Origin of the sequence: Arthrobacter sp. 135MFCol5.1, assembly GCF_000374865.1 — a bacterium.
In the GTDB taxonomy this organism is placed as follows: domain Bacteria; phylum Actinomycetota; class Actinomycetes; order Actinomycetales; family Micrococcaceae; genus Arthrobacter.
The window spans coordinates 131,743-147,953 of the sequence record NZ_KB895457.1 but is presented as its reverse complement, the minus strand read 5'-3'; the positions used below and the strand labels follow the sequence as shown (position 1 = coordinate 147,953).

Below are 16,211 nucleotides of genomic sequence, written 5' to 3'. Positions count from 1 at the left end.
ATCTGATCACCGCCGGCTTCCGAGGGAGTCCGGCGGGCCACATAAATTCTCAGCCGGAGGCCGTCGGATGGCCTCGCGGCACTGCTGCCCGGGACCAGCACCCCTGACAGCCAACGACGGCGGCACCCACGCTGGGTGCCGCCGTCGTCGTTTGATTCGGGTTGGCCGAAGAAATGCCTAGCCCTGGTACACCGGGTAATCCGTGTAGCCGGTGGCGCCTTCTGCGTAGAAGGTGGACGGGTCCGGCTCGTTCAGCGGAAGGCTTTCCCTCCAGCGGCGGGCCAGGTCCGGGTTGGCGATGGCCGGGCGTCCCACCACCACGGCGTCCGCGTGGCCGTCGGCCACCAGGGTCACGGCTTCTTCTTTCGTGGTGATCACGCCGAAGCCGGTGTTGACCAGGAAGGGGCCGCCGAAGCGTTCGCGGAGGTCCTGGACCAGTTCGCCGGTGGGCTCGTGGTGCAGGATGCTCAGGTACGCCAGGTTGAGCGGCGCGATGCTGTCCACCAGGACCTCATAGGTGTCACGGACATCCGCTGCATCCGTTTCGGAGATGCCCTGGACGTTGTGCTCGGGGGAAATGCGCAGGCCCACCCGGTTGGCGCCGAGGGCTGCCACCACGGCGTTGACGGTTTCGATGACGAAGCGGGCACGGTTCTCCGGTGATCCGCCATAGCTGTCAGTGCGGACGTTGGAGTTGGGGGCCAGGAATTCGTGCAGGAGGTAGCCGTTGGCCGAGTGCAGTTCCACGCCGTCGAAGCCTGCCTCGATGGCGTTCAGTGAGGCGTTGACGAATTCCTGGATGACCATGGGGAGTTCGTCGGTGGTCAGCGCGTGCGGCACAGGGTACGGCTTCTTGCCTTCGGGAGTGCGGACGACGCCGTCAATGGCCACCGCGCTGGGGGCGACGATTTCCAGGCCCCCGGTGATGTCCGAATGGGAAACCCGTCCGCCGTGCATGATCTGGGCGAACATGTGGCCGCCCTCGGCGTGGACGGCATCCGTTACCTTCTTCCAGCCGGCGACCTGTTCCTCGGTGACGATTCCGGGCTGGCCGGGGTATGCCTGGCCGGCGGGAGTAGGGTAGGTGCCCTCGCTGACGATGAGGCCCAGGGAAGCGCGCTGGCGGTAGTGTTCCGCCAGGAGCGGGCCCGGGACGCCCTTTTCACCTGCACGGAGGCGGGTCAGGGGCGCCATCACCAGGCGGTTGGGAAGTTCGAGCTCGCCGAGGGTGAGGGGGGAAAACAGCATGCGCAGTTCCTTTCGAAGGCTGGAGACGTACTGTCCATGCCAACTGTAGGGCGCGTGCAACTATTCCTTCTGGGACCGGGATCACATTCTTGGACTTTGGGCGTTCGGATCCGGGAGCGGGCTCAGCGCGGTGTCACGGCACCTGGGCAACCTTGGCCTTGGGGGTTGGCGTTGCAGTCGTCCGCGTAGTTGCGGGTGAGCGAACGCCAGACGCTGACGCCTTGCGGCGGGGCGCTGAACTGGCCTTGGCCCGGGATGGGCAATGGTGGACCGGAATTCACCGAGTACGTGCCTTGAAAGGACGTCGTCAGCACCACCTGGAAATCCCCGGTTGCGGCGTAGGCGTGGCTGGTCCGCGTCTTTTCTCCCCACCGATCCTGCGGGAGGGGACCGCCCATAGACGGCTGGGGGCCGAACACAGTCCCGTCACCGTAGTTCCAGGTGTACTGGACGGGTGTTGCCACGACATGGACCTGCTGGCCGAACATGGTGATGTCGAACTGCTGCTCGACGGCCTCCGCGTAGAAATTGGTTTCGGCGCCACGCAGAGTATTGGGGCTGGGCTGGGCCACGACGCTGCCCGCATTCACAGGCAGGTTCTGGAATTGCCGTTGAATGTCCGCAGCGATCCGTGGCAGGAGATCCTCCGGTTTGGCATCAAAGAAACAGGTAGGCCCAGAATGGTAAGTCCACGTTGGATTCGTTATACCGGCCGGGGCCCGGTACCAAACGACGGGAATACCATCTTCGCCCTCAGGTCCGCCTTTACATGCGAGGTCCCGACCTAAACAAGGGGTAGCAAATTCGCCCCCATCGAGGTCGCACTGGTACTCATACTTGTACTGGTACGGGTCAGCCTCAGGAGCACCGTCCTCAGTCTGTTCGAAGACGCCGGTCGCCGGGTTTGGGCGCCAACCGCCACCCACGTTTGCACCATTGCCAGACCATCCCGAGCCGATGGACGGGGAATCGTCCGCTGCCGCCGTGGTCAGGGAAAGGTTCAATATCAAGCACACAAGAAGTCCCACGATCGAAGGCCTGCCACGCAGAAGTGACCACATTACTTCACCATGTGTTCGACCGTTTGAGCTTTCCATTCGTTTCCAACGAACTTAGCCACGAGGATGTCCGGCGTTGTTGGCAGTGCATCCAATCGCCCTTTCACGGCTCCATCAGACAGGTGATAAATGATCGCTTCCTGCTTCACCTGTGCAATGGCTTGATATGTGGACGGTTGGCTCTGTACAAAATTACTGTCGACAGCCTCAACGCTCACACGGCCGCCTTCCAGCCAACGACCACTGGAGTGCCAGTCCGTAACCTCTTTCCTGACTCTGAGGCAGCTTGAGCATGACGAATCTGAAACAGCCTCGAGAGGTCCCATTTCACCTGTTTCGTAGGCATACCCAAGCGTGGCGTACCAGTACTTAGCAAACGCCTCGAGCCCTTCCTTCGTCTCCGTCTTTGCCACATCAGGAAGCATGGGGACGGGGACGTTCTGGGCGGGGCCGGATGCGTCGGCCGGCTTGTAGACGGCGCTGGGCGTCGGGGTTGGGGTGGCCGCGGCGCTTGGCGTGGCGCTCTCCGATGCAGCCGGCGAGGTTGTGCCTGGATCTGCGGGTGATGAGCCCGCGCAACCGGCCAGCAGGAGCGAGCCCGCAATCACAAGGGCCCCCGCGGTGGACCGCTGCGGACGGGACCAAAAAATGCGCGACGTAAAAGGCTTCTGTAGTGTCATGGGCCGCTATTCCCCCAGTAGTTTCAAGACGGCTTGCTCCGAACAGTGACTTAAGGGTAGCCCAGGTCACAATGTGGCGCTAAGACTTATCCACAGGCCAACGTCCTCGGTTCTACCACCAGCCCGCAGCACGGAAAAGTCATAAAGGAAGCCGGCGCCATACGGCACCGGCTTCCTTCCTAAGAAAAGAATGAACTGCTATTTCGCGGCCGGCAGCACCAGTTCGCCTGTCTTGTCGGTGGACAAGGCGAGCGACGAAACGTACTGCGGTCCGCCGTCGGGGGCGTCTTGCGCTGAGCGCACCATGTCCGGCCGTTCGAATTCCATCCCGGTCACGTGGCAGAGGAGCTTGGCGTCGCTGGGGTTGCCGTCGGCGTCGAACATGGGGAGCTCAATGCCGTCATCCGTGCGCCGCAGGTAGTACCTCCCCCGGGTGAGCACCGCGAGGACCGGAGGAAGGACCAGCGCCAGGCCCACGGCGAAGATCGGCGAGTACGGCTGGATGGCGGCCCCGAACGCCCCGAAGAAGACAGCGATCGAAACACCGGCTGACACCAGCATGGACACGAATCCCACCGGGTTCACGGCGTACAGCATGCCGCGGCGGAACTCCGGCACCTTGGGCGAGATCTTGAGCAGGTACTTGTTGATAGCGATATCGGACGCCACCGTGACCACCCAGGCCATGGCGCAGTTGGCGTAGAACCCGAGGATGGTGTTGAGGAAATCGAACATGTTCGCTTCCATCAGGACAAGGGCGATCAGCAGGTTCACCACCACGAACACCATCCGGCCCGGGTAGGTCTTGGTGATCCGGGTGAAAGAGTTGGTCCACGCCAGCGAGCCTGAGTAGGCGTTGGTCACGTTGATCTTGATCTGGGAGATGACCACCAGCACCACCGCAAGGGTCATGGCCAGCCAGGCCGGCATCATTTCCTGGTAGACGCCCAGGAACTGGTGAACCGGCTCGTTGGCCGTTGCCGAAGCGGCAGGGTCCAGCGTGGCGATCAGGTAGATGGCAATGAACAGCCCAACGATTTGCTTGATGGCACCGAAGATCACCCAGCCCGGACCGGCCAGGATGACAGCTCGCCACCAGGCTCCCCTGTTGGCGTCCGTACGCGGCGGCATGAACCGGAGGTAGTCGATCTGTTCAGCGATCTGCGCCATCAGCGACAGGCACACCCCGGCGGCAAGCATGACGGACGCCAGGTTGGGGCCGCCGTCCCCGGACGCGCCGGTGTACGCAAAGAAGCTGTCGATGCTCTCGGGGTGGGAGAAGAGCAAGTACCCCACCGGCACCACCATCAGGAGCAGCCAGAGCGGAGTGGTCCACACCTGCAGCTTGGCAAGGGTGTTCATCCCGTAAATGACCAGCGGAATGATGATGATGGTGGACGCGGCGTAGCCCATCCACTGCGGAATTCCGAGCCCCAACTCCAGGCCTTGGGCCATGATGGAGCCTTCCAGCGCGAAGAAAATGAAGGTGAACGTCGCGAAGATGACGTTGGTGACCACGGACCCGTAGTAGCCGAACCCGGAGCCACGGGTGATCAGGTCCAGGTCGATGTTGTAGCGGGCAGCGTAGTAGGCCAGCGGGAACCCTGTGGCGAAGATGACGACGGCGGCCACCACAATCCCCAGGATCGCGTTGACCGTTCCGTAGGAAATGCCGATGTTGGCGCCGATCGAGAAGTCTGCAAGATACGCGATGCCGCCCAGCGCGCTGGTGGCCACCACCCCGGCGCTCCACTTGCGGTAGGAACGCGGCGCGAACCGGAGCGTGTAGTCTTCCAGGCTTTCCTTGGTGGCGTTGAGGGCGGCGGTGTTGCCCGCCGTCGTGGTCGCCGGAGGATGTCCGACGACGGCGGCCCCGGCGGGTGCCGCGGGTTCCAGCAACTGCTGGGTATCCAGGTCCTGGCTCATATGCCTGTCTCTTTCGATGGGAGGGGAACGTCTCGAAGCGACGCTATCCAGCCGAAACGACAGGGCGGTCACGGAACTGTTTCGGCGGCGTTAAGTATTGACTGCAGGTGTCAACAAAGTCCGTGATCCCGCCTTGTATGCGGTCCACAAAAACAGCAGGCGCGCACCGAACTAGCGTCGGAAAGGAAAGGACATGAAGGCGAGCCAAAGGACAGCAATGACGAATTCCCCTCCCTTGCAGGACCACTCCATCCTGGAAACGGCCAGGCGGCAGGTCCTTGAACAGGGCGCCGGCCTGGCCCGGGAACAGCTGCTGGAAGTCCTCCGCCTTCCTGACGAGGCACTCCCGGCGCTCCTGGAACTGGCCCACCACGTCCGGTTAAGGCATTGCGGCGAAGACGTGGAAGTGGAAGGCATCATCTCCATCAAGACCGGAGGCTGCCCCGAGGACTGCCATTTCTGCAGCCAATCCGGGCTGTTCGATTCCCCGGTCCGCGGCGTATGGCTGGACATACCGGAACTGGTTAAGGCCGCCAAGGAAACCGCAGCCACCGGCGCTACGGAATTCTGCATCGTGGCTGCTGTCCGCGGCCCCGACATCAAACTCATGAACCAGGTCAAGTTCGCCATCGACCGCATTAGGCAGGAAGTGGACATCAATATCGCCTGCTCCCTGGGCATGCTGACCCGCCGGCAGGTGGAGCAGCTGGCCGGCTGGGGCGTCCACCGCTACAACCACAACCTGGAAACCGCCCGCAGCTTTTTCCCGCAGGTGGTCACCACCCACACCTACGAGGAACGGCTGGAAACCTGCGCCATGGTCAAGGATGCCGGCATGGAGCTGTGCTGCGGGGCACTGATCGGGATGGGTGAAACCCTGGAGCAAAGGGCCGAACTCGCCGCGCAACTGGCGGCCCTTGGACCACACGAGGTTCCGCTCAACTTCCTCAACCCCAGGCCGGGCACGCCGCTCCAGGACCAGCCGCTCATGGACGGCAAAGACGCCCTGCGGGCAATCGCGGCTTTCCGGCTGGCCATGCCCGGTACCGTGCTGCGCTACGCCGGCGGCCGCGAACTGACCCTCGGCGACCTCGGTACCCGGCAAGGCCTCCTTGGCGGCATTAACGCCGTGATTGTCGGCAACTACCTGACCACCCTGGGCCGCCCGGCCACCGCCGACCTGAACCTCCTGGTGGACCTGAACATGCCCATCAAGGAATTGCAGAAAACCCTGTGAGCACCCCGGACCTGATCCCTTCAGCTGGGACGCCCTACTGCGAACTCTGCGGACTTCCACTGCAGCCCCGTTCCCTGCACGGGAACGCGCCCACGGAGGAGAACGCGCCGCCCAAGCAGGAGGAGGACGACGGCGGCGACGCACCGCCGTCGTACCACCACACCAGGTGCGCGGACCTTCTCCAGCTGGAACCGCCGCGCTTCTGCGCGTCGTGCGGCCGCCGGCTCCGGGTCCAGGTTTCCCCGCTGGGCTGGTGGGCCAGTTGCTCCCGGCACGGATTGCATGCTTCGTAAAGGGGACTCCGGACTCTGGTGCGTTTCCAGCCGGACGAGAACAATGGCGGCATGATGTTTGAACATGCGGACGGCAATCCCGTCCTGGAACTCGACGATGAGCAGTCCTGGCGGCTTCTGGCGGCCACGCAACATGGCCGGCTGGTGGTTTCCGTTGCGGGCGAACCCGATATTTTTCCGGTGAATTACGTGACGTCGAACCGGAAGGTCTATCTCCGGACGGCACCAGGGAACAAACTGGCGCAGCTGACCATCAACGCCCGGGTCCTTTTTGAGACCGATGGCATCCTGTCCGCTGAGGCGTGGTCCGTTGTGCTGCGGGGCACGGCGCGCGTGCTGAGCAACTCGGACGAGCTGGCCGCCATTGAAGAGCTCGGCCTGAAAACCTGGGTTCCCACGCTCAAAGACTTCTACGTGGAGATCACCCCCTCCTCCGTGAGCGGCAGGCACTTCGTTTTTGGCGAACAGCCGGAGCGCGAGATCTAGCACTCCTAGACTGGAAAGATGCCAGGCACCTCCAGCGCGGCCGAACCCACCGCGGACAAGCTCTCCCCGGAGAGGCGAAGCTGGAACATGTCCAGGATCCGCGGCAAGGACACCAAACCGGAGTTGCTGGTGCGCCGGCTCCTGCACGCCAAGGGCTACAGGTACCGCCTGCACGGCACCTCCGCCGGCACCAAGCTCCCGGGCAATCCGGACCTGGTTTTCGCCGGGCGCCACAAAGTGATCTTTGTCCATGGCTGCTTCTGGCATTTCCATACCTGCCGGGTGGGTCAACACGCACCCAAGGCCAATGCGGACTTCTGGAAGGCAAAACGCACCCGCACCCGTGAACGCGACGCCGATCAACTGCGCCAACTGGAAAGCGCCGGCTGGAAGGTGCTGACCGTCTGGGAGTGCGAAATGAAGGACCGTTCAGCCCTCGAAACCCACCTGCTCGAGTTCCTCGATGGCCGCCCCTGACACCGCAATCTTGAGGCAATCTTTGGTTGTTTCCGCCGCCGTCCTTGATCCGGGCAGGACAAGATCATTGGGTTGCCGGGATACGGCAGCCCGCCACCCGTCGTTCCGGAGCAGCGCCCCTATCCCCTAGCTCCTCCGGGCCAACAAGGCTGACTTGAACGCGGTGGCCGACGACGCGCTGCTGTTGATGCGCCAGTCGGTTTCCTTTTGCATGTGGAACCAGACGAAGCCCATGACGTCTGGCTGCGCGGCCAGGTAGGACACCAGGTCCGTGTTCCACGTCGGCTTGGAACCGCCCAGCTCGCTGGAGGCGGTCTCGGCAATCAGGACCGGTTTCCCCGGGGCAAGGGAACGGAGCTGGGTGATGCCCGGGGCAAAGAGGTCCACGGGTGAAACCCAGCTGCTCCAGGTTTGCGACGTGCCCCAGTTGTAGCCGTCCAGGGCCACGACGTCGACGTATCCCCCGCCCGGATACAAACCTGCCAGGTCCGTGGACCCCCAGTAGGGCACGTTGGGCGACCACACCCACTGGACGTTGGCGGCACCCGTGGCGGCGACGACGTCGTGCACATGCCGCCAGGCGGCCACGTAGTCGCCTGGCTGGTTGCCGTTGACGCCCTCCGCCCACGGGTACCAGTTGCCGTTCATTTCATGGGCGAAACGCAACATCACCGGCTTGCCCCAGGCAGCGATTGACTGGCCCCACTGGGTGATGGTCGCGTCGAAATCGCCGGCGGCCACCCGGTCCAAAGCGTAGGCAGGCTGGTTCACCCCACCACCCCACGCCCACGGTTCCCAGGTGACCAACGGGGTGGCACCCCGGGAGCGGGCGGCGTCCATCTCAGCCACCGGAGGCGCTTGGAGGAAATCCTTGTAGATCATCAGGATGGACGGACTTTCCCCGGCAAGGGTGGCTACCTCGTCCAACTCACTGCCGGCCAACGGCCCCCCGGCGTTGGCCACCCCGAAGCGAAGGGCCGCGCTGCTGACGGTGGGAGGGGCCGGCGCCGGTTGCACTACGAACGTGGCGGATGCCTTGATGGACGAGGTCTTGGCGGCAATGGTGATGCTTCCGGTGGACGCGGCAGGAATGGTGATGCCGGTACTGAACGCCCCGGTGGAGCTGGTCTGGAACGCGAAAGTCGCCGAACCCACAATCACCGTCCCGGTAGTGGAGGCCTTGAACCCGGTTCCGGCGACGGTCACGGCGGAGCCGGCCGGACCGGACGCCGGGTTGAGGGTGATTTGAGGCGAGGTGGCCGCGCTGGCTGGTTGGACCGCGGCCACCACCAATCCGGAGGCCACCAACAAAGCCAGGACAAAAATCTTCAGCGAACGAAACACGGCAATCTATCCCCAGATTTGAAGGCGGCCAGGCCGCTTGTGTGGTAGCGCGAAAAGCACTGGCTTGATGATAGGGCCAAAAACCGCAATCTCATCAAGAAACCCGCAATTAATTTCCCAACCCCGGATGCCGCCCGGGAACAGTCCTAACCTGAACAAACACCGGTTCCCACGCCTAACCGCGTGGTTCCAGAGTCCGCAATTTCACGTGGTTCCAGAGTCCGCAGTGTCAGCCGAAAGGAGTGTCATGAGCACCTCAGATGATGCACCCAGACCGCTGGTGGACCCATCGGTCCTGGACCGTTTGCGGGAAGAGCTTGAGGAGGAAGAGGGCTACGGCCGGGTCTTCGTGGCCAACTTCATCGACTACCTCCCGGAGCGGCTGGAAAAGCTGAGGCTGGCCCTCACCACGGGTGACCTGGAAGGTTCAATGGACGCGGTCCTCAGCCTGAAGACGGCAAGCCAAATGGTCGGTGCTGAACGGCTGGCGGGCATGGCCCAGGACCTGGAAGCCGAAATCAGGGCCGAGGCCCGCCACGCTGACATGTCGGTGGCGTTGCCGAGGCTGGCGGCGACGTTCCTGCGGCCCATCACCCAGTGCAGCCGGCAGACCATCCACCGGTTACAGGCTCAGTGTTGTCCCGGCGCCAACCGGTAACCGACCCCGCGGACTGTCTGCAGCCACCGCGGCTGCTGCGGCGAGTCGCCCAGCTTCTTGCGAAGGTTTCCCATGTGGACTTCGACGGAACGTTCGTCAGCCTCGCTGATGTAGCTGCCGACGTCGTAATCCTCGTCCCGGAGCCGGCGCACCAGGTCCGACTTGGTCCGGACCGTGCGGCCCGCCTCAAGGAGCGCGTACAGCAGCTCGAATTCGGTGCGGGTCAGGTTCATTTCCGTGCCGTCGACGGTTACGGTGCGGGACGCGTAGCTCAACTCAAGGCCGTTGTGGCTGAAGTTTCCACGCTCCGGGTGGGCGGCGCCGTCCGACGACGGGTCCACCGCGACGTCGCCGGAGTCCGGAACGGACCGTGGGCGCCGCATCATGGCCGCGACCCGGGCACGGAGCTCCCGGGGCCGGAACGGTTTGGTGAGGTAGTCGTCCGCACCCGATTCGAGCCCGATCAACGTATCCAGCTCTTCGGTACGCGCCGTCAACATCACAATATAGGCGTCCGAAAACTCCCGGATCTGCCGGGAAACTTCAAAGCCGTCAATGTCCGGCAGTCCCAAATCCAGCGTAATAACGTCAGGATTCAGGCTCTTGGCCATCAAAACGCCCTCAGCGCCGCCACTGGCGACGGTAACGTCAAATCCAGCCTGGGTCAGCACAGTGCGAACCAGTTCCCGAATGTCGTGGTCATCTTCGATGACCAGACCCACACGTGCCTCACTCATAGAGCCCCCTCAGTGCCAACTTCAGAAGTATAGCTGGCTGCGGATATCCTGCTGGTATGGTCTCGAACACCCCGACTTCCGCGTCTACCGAACGATGAGCGCCCCGACGGCCTGGTCATCCGGTCGGCTGCGGTTTTTCAAGCGGCCCTTCCATGAATACCGGCTGACGGACCGGGTGGCATTGAGCCAGATGCCGTTGTTCGTCACCACTCTCCTCACGGCATTCCTGGTGTGGGCGTTCTTCCCGGACACCATGGACAATCCCCTGTTCGTCACGTTCCTCATCTCCCAGCTGGTGCTCATGGCGCTCTGCTACGCCATCCCGTGGGACCGGCTGCCGTACACCAGTTTCCTGGCCATCCCGGTGCTGGACTTCATCTCCATCGGTGCAGGCCGCGAAGGCGGGCAGGAAAGCCTTACCGGAATCAGCCTGCTGGCCGTGTTCCCCGTCATCTGGCTCTGCGCCTCCGGGTACTACCCCAAGGCGGCACTGTGGTTCTCCTTCCTGGGTCCACTGGCCATCATCTGGGTGCCGCTGCTCCTGAAAGGCAACTACACCCCGCAGGACTTCGCCCGGTCCCTCCTGCTGCCCGTCATGATGCTGGGGATTGGAGTGTCCGTCAGCGTCCTGACGCTGAGCATGATGCGCCAGCAGAACCAACTGGAGGACAAGGACGAGCAACTGCGGGCCAGCCTGCGCACCAGCAAGCGGCAGGAGTCGCTGCTGAACACCGTCCTGGATACCGTGCACCTTGGTGTCCTGGCGGTGGACGCCGACGGCCACGACGTGCTGATGAACCGGAAGCAGCGGGCCAACCACGAGCTGGCACGGCCAAAGGATATTGCGGACCCCAACGAGTCCCAGCTCCTGGTCTTCGGCCCGGACCGGAAGACCCTGGTCCCCGTGGCGGAACGTCCGGTCCGCCGCGCCGTCCTGGGGGAAACCTTCACCGACTACCTGGTGTGGCTGGGTGAAGGAAGCAAACAACGGGCCCTGGTGACCACAGCCCGGCCCATGAAGGATTCCGACGGCCGCTTCGCCGGTTCCGTGATCGTCTTCAGCGACGTCACGGACCTGGTGAACGCCCTCGCCGCCAAGGACGACTTCGTCTCCAGCGTCTCGCACGAGTTCCGCACCCCGCTGACGTCCATCCTGGGCTACGTCGAGATCCTGCTCGCGGACGAACCGGACCAGTCGCAGCGGGAGATGCTGGAGATCATCCACCGCAATTCCGAGCGGCTCCTGACCCTGGTCTCGGACCTGCTGTCCAGCCGGAACGGCCAGTTGATCGTCACACCCCACACCGTTGACGTGGCCGAACTGGTGCAAAGCAGTGTGTCCTCGGCGATGCCGCGGGCTGCCGCGGCCGGGGTGGAGCTGCGTGCCGAAACTCCGCCGCAGCTCGAGGCCCACGTGGACAGCGCCCGGATCTCGCAGGTGCTGGACAACCTGGTGTCCAACGCCATCAAGTATTCCCCCGACGGCGGCCAGGTGGTGGTCTCGCTGGCGCAGGAGGACGGACACCTGGCCTGCAGGGTATCGGACACGGGCATGGGCATGAGCCCGGAAGACGCGTCGGAGGTTTTCGCCAAGTTCTTCCGCACCAGCAACGTCCGGCGCACCGCGATCCCCGGGGTGGGGCTGGGCCTGCCCATCAGCAAGGCGATCGTCGAGGCCCACGGCGGGACCATCGACGTCGACAGCACGCTCGGCAAGGGGACGACGTTTACGTTCCGGGTGCCGGTCTGACTTCGACCGGCTCAACCACCGGTGGTTGAGCTTGCCGAAACGCGGGCGACTTCGCCCCAAGACTGCCGGGCAAGGTCCCGAATGGAGTCCAGGATGTCCGACGGCGGCAGGCTGAGGTCCAGCGGGAACTCCACAATGTCGATGTCCGTGTTCAGGATCCGGCGGAGTTTCATTTCGCCCTTCCCGGCGTAGACGAGCCAGGCGGTAGGCACCGCAAGGGCGGTGCAGTGCGCCAGCACCTGGTAGTGGTCAGCTGTCAGGGAAGCACCGGCGTCGGAGGCTGCCCGGTATTTGGCGTTGTAGGCCACCACGGGGCGCCCACCCAGCAGGTGCACGGCGTCCGGACGGACGGACAAACGGTCGGAATCGCGCACGGCCTCGCTGAGCAGGGCGTTGTAGCGAAGCCGCAGCTCCCCCGGGTAGGCGGCCATCGCGCTGCGCAACGCGGTGCCCACAAAATCCTCGAACACCTGCGCCATGTCCACCACGAATGAGGCCGTCTGCTGCTTGCCCTCGCCTGATTCCGCGGAGGCGTTGCGCAGGATCAGCTCGGCCAGGCGCAGGACGGCGTGGTAGCGCAGGTTCATCCTGGTTGGCTTCCACGGCGGAACCGGCGCCCCGGACGGAAGGCGGGTGACGGCGTCGAGCTTTCCCTTCAGCTGCCGCAGCCGGCCCAGCACCTCCGGCCGCACGCCGGGCACCTGCCCCATTCGTTCCAGGGCCGCCCGCAGGATCCGGTTTTCCGCGATGTCCTCGGTGAACTCGTCGTAGGAGACCTCCAAGGGAACCAGCATTCCCGGCCGGCGTGAGATCTGGTCCGAAATCCGGATCCGCCCCTTGACGGTCCGCAAGGATTCGTCCACCGTGAGGTAGCCCTGCAGGACGCCGCGGCCCAAGGCGCGTTCGGCCAATTGCGCCAGGGATTCCGCCAGCGCACTCCACAGGTCGCGTTCTTCGTCGGCGGCCACGGCGTCCGGGCGAAAGCCCTGTTCCCCCGCGTAGCTGAGCAGGAACAGGAGCCTGCCCAGACCCAGCCGGTCCTTGGGCCGGACGTCGAGCTGCACCGTTGGGGTCCGCACGGAGCCCACCTTGCCCACCGGCTCGATCCGGTACAACCCCATGCCCATGGGCGAGGCCCTGGCCAGGCCGCTGGCGTTCAGGAAGGACGCGCTTGGCGCGTCCAGCCGCTCCACCATGCCGCCGGACAGCTCGTCCAGGACCAGGTGCCGGACGGACGCCCGGGGGTCAGCGCGCTGCAAGGCGTCCCAGCAGCTGGTCCAGCCCGAAACGTTCCTCCAGCTGGGCCCTGGTCAGCTGGCCATGGTAGTGCTCCTCCAGCAGCGGCATGAGCTCGTATTTCCAGATCCGGCGCAGCCCGGCCGGGGTCTGGGCTGCCGGTTTCATGAAGTAGGACGGCCCGATCATCAGGTCCCGGTCCCATTCGTCGATGGCACCGTTGAGCGCATCCAGCAACAGAGCCGGGGTGGTGTCCAGCTGCCGGGCCGCCAGGAACCGGAGCAAGGACCCCTTCACCGGCTCCGTCTGCGGGTGCAGCTCAATGAAGGAGAAACGGCGTCGGATGGCGGCGTCCATCATGGCGATGGACCGGTCCGCGGTGTTCATGGTGCCGATGATGTAGAGGTTGTCCGGCAGCGTGAAGGGTTCGTTGGGGCTGTACTGCAGGTAGATCCGGTCATCGCGGTATTCCAGCAGGAAGTACAGCTCGCCGAACACCTTGGCCAGGTTGGCGCGGTTCATCTCGTCAATGATGAGGAAGTACGGCTTCTTCTCGTTCCCGGGTTTCGCGGCTTCTTCCGCCAGCCGGCGCAGGGGGCCGGCCACCAGCTTGAAGGAGACCTGTCCGTCGTCGGTCTTGTCCGGCCGGTATCCCTCAAAGAAATCCTCGTAGGCGTAGGACGGGTGGAACTGGACCAGTTTGACCCGTTCGTCCGTGGTGTCATCCGCCAGCTCCGCCGCGAGGTGCTTCGCCAGGTAGGTCTTGCCGGTGCCGGGCGGACCGTAGAGGACCACCTGGCGGTTTTCCTCAAGCAGCTCGGCGATCTCCTGGAGCGGTTCCAGCTCCATGTGCAGGGACGCGGCGAACTCGGGCGTCAGTGCGCGGAAGCCTTCCTGGACGGGGGGTACGACGGCGGCGCCTTCGGTTTCGGCGTCTGGCTCGGTCTCCGCTTCTGCGGGCAGGAGCGCCTGCAGCGCCTGCACCACCCTGGTGGCGTCCACGACGATGCCGGGCGTGCTGAGCTGGCGCTGGACGTGGCGGGGCAGGCTGGTGGTGGCGTGGCCGTCGTCGAACCAGCGCACCTTGCGCCGCAGCCGGCGGTTGTCGTCGTTGTACTCCGGCTCCCCCAGCACGCCACCCAGCCGCACCGTACCGGCGTGCTGGTAGAGCACCAGGTCCCCGGGCTTCATGACGGTAAGGAACGCCAGGGCAGCGGTTTTGGTGTCCTCACGCTCCACGTAGCCAAGGTGCTTGTAGTCCTCGTCCACGGCGTGTTGGACCACGCCTGCACTGACCCCCGGCTCCAGGGGGCGGAGATGTTCGACGTCCAGGGTCACTTTCTCCTCCGCGTGCCAGGCTGTGAGGAGCTCGGGGTGGTCGCCGTGGGTCCGGAGCAGCCAGGCCCGCCGTCCGGGGTCCCCGACTTTGCGCCACTGGCTGACAAGTTGCCGGGAGTACCAGTCGATGCGCTGGCCCGCCTGCTCGTCCAGGTGCAGGCGGATGCGGTGGATGTCCGCGGTGATGTCCTCTTCGCTGTCGCCGTTGGCCCCGCCCACGAGCGAGGCGAACGCGTCACGGATTTCCTGCCGCTCCACATCCGCCACCACGGGCTCGAAGTAGCTGGGCCACGCCAGGAATTCGATGCTGCGGCGGATGGCAGGCTGGTCATCCGGCGTGGAGGCCGCAAGGCGGTGGAACTGCAGGGGATCCTTGATGGCGGCCTGCACCACGGCGGCCGGCCGCTGTGCGACGTTCCGGACGAACCGGCAAAGCCACTTGAGGTGGTCCCAGATGGTCCAGTTGAATTCAGCCGTCCGGTCGCGGATCACGCCGTGGTCCGTCATGCCCGCGTAAAGCTCTTCGGGAAGCTCAAGCGGCGGCTCCAGCCAGCCGGCGGCCTCGGCGACGCGGGCGCGCTTGACCTTGAGGGATTTCACTTCGTGGGCCAGCGGCAGGGACTGCAGGAAGAGCAGCTCCACCGCCAGTTGCTTGGCTCCACGGGTGGCGCCGCCCAGGTTCTCGCGGAGGTTGGTCATCATCGGCGCCTTGGCGTCCGGAATACCCCGCTCCAGGCGGTCCAGAAGCTCTGAAGCCGCCGCGACCGACCACGTCCGGGTTCGCCCGTCCAGCGGCGACGCCTTCCCCTGCAGGCCCGGGCCCAGGACAAACCACGCTGCGTCTTCGATCTCCCTGGAGATGCCGAGGGCGCGGGTCATGGCAGCAATGGCGGTGGGGGTCATGCCCTCAAATTTACAGGGTCAAGCTGGGCGGCGGCTCCACGCCGGTTGGCTGCCGTCTCCGCCTGCCGTCCCCGCCTGCCGGTTTAGGCGCCGCCGGCAGACCGCTTCCGGCCAAAGACGAAGTACCCCATGGGTCCGATGAAGTTGACGAACGAGGCCGCCCGCCAGGCAGCCTTCGGCCCGTTGATGAGCTCCGCAGGCCGGCGGGAGATGTCCCGCTGGGCGGCAATAAGCAGGGACACCTGCACAATCGCCGTCAGGATGGTGCCCGCCTTGCCGGAAGGGGACATCTCCTTCCATGTCTTCTTCTTCCGCGCGGCACGGTTCTTAGTCCTGGCCATCAGGGTTTCCTTTCGCTGTCCGTCGTAGGTCCAGTCCAGTAGGTCCGGCCGGACTTGTACAGGGGCTTAGTGCCTGTACGGGGCCATCCGGTCCTTTTGTTCCTGGGTGAGCCTCAGTACCCTGCCGGTGGCTTCATCCACGAACGCCAGGTGGCTGCTGGCCTTCACGCAGTCCTCCCTGCTGACGGGGTCCTGGAGGACGTAGTGGATGTCGAAACTGGCCCCCTTGACGGCGCCGATCCATACCTGGACCACGGCCGGGACGTTGCGGTACTCGAGTGTCCGTACGTACCGGATCTTATGGTCAACCACCAGGGCCAAGGTTCCGGGCGGAAGGTCATTGAAGAGGGACACGTGCGGCTCGATGCCCGGCAGGCCGGCGCCCCGGGGCGGTCCGAAGGCTGCGATCCTCGCCTCCTCCAGCATGCGTACGATCTGGACGTTGTTGATGTGGCCATAGGCGTCCATGTCGCCCCACCGCATGGGCACCAGGACTTCG

General features: G+C 64.7%; 16 protein-coding genes. 6 read left to right on the top strand and 10 right to left on the bottom strand.

Annotation, left to right across the window (positions count from 1 at the left end):
* Positions 1–177 precede the first annotated feature (177 nt).
* The 4 genes from C563_RS0111625 to C563_RS0111610 form a co-directional block, all read right to left on the bottom strand.
* Complete coding sequence (locus C563_RS0111625; protein ID WP_018762228.1) at positions 178–1,248, bottom strand: alkene reductase; 1,071 nt, start codon at positions 1,246–1,248, stop codon at positions 178–180.
* A gap of 122 nt (positions 1,249–1,370) precedes the next feature.
* A complete protein-coding gene (locus tag C563_RS22775; RefSeq protein ID WP_018762227.1) occupies positions 1,371–1,838 on the bottom strand; it encodes a PKD domain-containing protein in 468 nt (155 codons plus the stop codon).
* 470 nt (positions 1,839–2,308) lie between these two features.
* The gene (locus C563_RS22575) at positions 2,309–2,986 is read right to left on the bottom strand and encodes a DUF6318 family protein (RefSeq protein WP_196803330.1); all 678 of its coding nucleotides are present in this window, start codon (positions 2,984–2,986) and stop codon (positions 2,309–2,311) included.
* A 198-nt stretch (positions 2,987–3,184) separates the two neighbouring features.
* Positions 3,185–4,912: a purine-cytosine permease family protein gene (locus C563_RS0111610; RefSeq protein ID WP_018762225.1), complete on the bottom strand. Its 1,728-nt coding sequence runs from the start codon at positions 4,910–4,912 to the stop codon at positions 3,185–3,187.
* Between the two features lie 217 nt (positions 4,913–5,129).
* On the opposite strand from C563_RS0111610, the gene bioB reads away from it, so the two are divergent.
* Genes bioB through C563_RS0111590 form a run of 4 tightly spaced genes read left to right on the top strand, consistent with a single transcriptional unit; the run spans position 5,130 to position 7,405 of the window.
* Positions 5,130–6,149, top strand: a complete 1,020-nt coding sequence (bioB, locus tag C563_RS0111605) for a biotin synthase BioB (RefSeq protein WP_018762224.1) — start codon at positions 5,130–5,132, stop codon at positions 6,147–6,149.
* Positions 6,146–6,442, top strand: coding sequence for a biotin synthase auxiliary protein BsaP (gene bsaP, locus C563_RS21140; RefSeq protein ID WP_018762223.1), 297 nt, complete (start codon positions 6,146–6,148; stop codon positions 6,440–6,442). Before bioB ends, bsaP begins: the two co-directional genes overlap by 4 nt.
* Positions 6,443–6,493: 51 nt before the next feature.
* On the top strand, positions 6,494–6,928 hold the full coding sequence (locus C563_RS0111595; RefSeq protein ID WP_026264709.1) for a pyridoxamine 5'-phosphate oxidase family protein: 435 nt from the start codon (positions 6,494–6,496) through the stop codon (positions 6,926–6,928).
* A gap of 18 nt (positions 6,929–6,946) precedes the next feature.
* Entirely contained in the window at positions 6,947–7,405 is a 459-nt protein-coding gene (locus C563_RS0111590; RefSeq protein WP_018762221.1) for a very short patch repair endonuclease, read from the top strand.
* Positions 7,406–7,531: 126 nt separating this feature from the next.
* Here the strand turns inward: C563_RS0111590 and C563_RS0111585 are convergent, their stop codons facing one another.
* Positions 7,532–8,749, bottom strand: coding sequence for a glycosyl hydrolase (locus C563_RS0111585; protein ID WP_018762220.1), 1,218 nt, complete (start codon positions 8,747–8,749; stop codon positions 7,532–7,534).
* A 247-nt stretch (positions 8,750–8,996) separates the two neighbouring features.
* Between C563_RS0111585 and C563_RS0111580 the strand changes: the two genes are divergently transcribed.
* On the top strand, positions 8,997–9,407 hold the full coding sequence (locus C563_RS0111580; RefSeq protein WP_018762219.1) for an Hpt domain-containing protein: 411 nt from the start codon (positions 8,997–8,999) through the stop codon (positions 9,405–9,407).
* Here C563_RS0111580 and C563_RS0111575 read toward each other — a convergent pair.
* A complete protein-coding gene (locus C563_RS0111575; protein ID WP_026264707.1) occupies positions 9,380–10,144 on the bottom strand; it encodes a response regulator transcription factor in 765 nt (254 codons plus the stop codon). The two genes, C563_RS0111580 and C563_RS0111575, sit on opposite strands and share 28 nt — an antisense overlap.
* A gap of 94 nt (positions 10,145–10,238) precedes the next feature.
* On the opposite strand from C563_RS0111575, the gene C563_RS0111570 reads away from it, so the two are divergent.
* Positions 10,239–11,894 carry a sensor histidine kinase gene (locus C563_RS0111570; RefSeq protein WP_026264705.1) on the top strand — a complete coding sequence of 552 codons (1,656 nt, stop codon included), beginning with the start codon at positions 10,239–10,241 and terminating at the stop codon, positions 11,892–11,894.
* Positions 11,895–11,905: 11 nt separating this feature from the next.
* On the opposite strand, the gene C563_RS0111565 is transcribed toward C563_RS0111570, so the two are convergent.
* The 4 genes from C563_RS0111565 to C563_RS0111550 form a co-directional block, all read right to left on the bottom strand.
* The gene (locus C563_RS0111565; RefSeq protein ID WP_018762216.1) at positions 11,906–13,153 is read right to left on the bottom strand and encodes a restriction endonuclease; all 1,248 of its coding nucleotides are present in this window, start codon (positions 13,151–13,153) and stop codon (positions 11,906–11,908) included.
* Complete coding sequence (locus C563_RS0111560; protein WP_018762215.1) at positions 13,140–15,371, bottom strand: McrB family protein; 2,232 nt, start codon at positions 15,369–15,371, stop codon at positions 13,140–13,142. Before C563_RS0111560 ends, C563_RS0111565 begins: the two co-directional genes overlap by 14 nt.
* 83 nt (positions 15,372–15,454) lie before the next feature.
* Positions 15,455–15,712 carry a PLDc N-terminal domain-containing protein gene (locus tag C563_RS0111555; RefSeq protein ID WP_018762214.1) on the bottom strand — a complete coding sequence of 86 codons (258 nt, stop codon included), beginning with the start codon at positions 15,710–15,712 and terminating at the stop codon, positions 15,455–15,457.
* Positions 15,713–15,778: 66 nt separating this feature from the next.
* The gene (locus C563_RS0111550) at positions 15,779–16,195 is read right to left on the bottom strand and encodes an acyl-CoA thioesterase (protein WP_018762213.1); all 417 of its coding nucleotides are present in this window, start codon (positions 16,193–16,195) and stop codon (positions 15,779–15,781) included.
* Between the last annotated feature and the right edge of the window lie 16 nt (positions 16,196–16,211).

Coding starts and splice junctions, on each gene's coding strand:
- C563_RS0111625 (WP_018762228.1), bottom strand. CDS start 1,248: ATGCTGTTTTCCCCCCTCACCCTCGGCGAGCTCGAACTTCCCAACCGC.
- C563_RS22575 (WP_196803330.1), bottom strand. CDS start 2,986: ATGACACTACAGAAGCCTTTTACGTCGCGCATTTTTTGGTCCCGTCCG.
- C563_RS0111610 (WP_018762225.1), bottom strand. CDS start 4,912: ATGAGCCAGGACCTGGATACCCAGCAGTTGCTGGAACCCGCGGCACCC.
- bioB (WP_018762224.1), top strand. CDS start 5,130: ATGACGAATTCCCCTCCCTTGCAGGACCACTCCATCCTGGAAACGGCC.
- C563_RS0111595 (WP_026264709.1), top strand. CDS start 6,494: ATGATGTTTGAACATGCGGACGGCAATCCCGTCCTGGAACTCGACGAT.
- C563_RS0111590 (WP_018762221.1), top strand. CDS start 6,947: ATGCCAGGCACCTCCAGCGCGGCCGAACCCACCGCGGACAAGCTCTCC.
- C563_RS0111580 (WP_018762219.1), top strand. CDS start 8,997: ATGAGCACCTCAGATGATGCACCCAGACCGCTGGTGGACCCATCGGTC.
- C563_RS0111575 (WP_026264707.1), bottom strand. CDS start 10,144: ATGAGTGAGGCACGTGTGGGTCTGGTCATCGAAGATGACCACGACATT.
- C563_RS0111570 (WP_026264705.1), top strand. CDS start 10,239: ATGAGCGCCCCGACGGCCTGGTCATCCGGTCGGCTGCGGTTTTTCAAG.
- C563_RS0111560 (WP_018762215.1), bottom strand. CDS start 15,371: ATGACCCCCACCGCCATTGCTGCCATGACCCGCGCCCTCGGCATCTCC.
- C563_RS0111555 (WP_018762214.1), bottom strand. CDS start 15,712: ATGGCCAGGACTAAGAACCGTGCCGCGCGGAAGAAGAAGACATGGAAG.
- C563_RS0111550 (WP_018762213.1), bottom strand. CDS start 16,195: ATGCGGTGGGGCGACATGGACGCCTATGGCCACATCAACAACGTCCAG.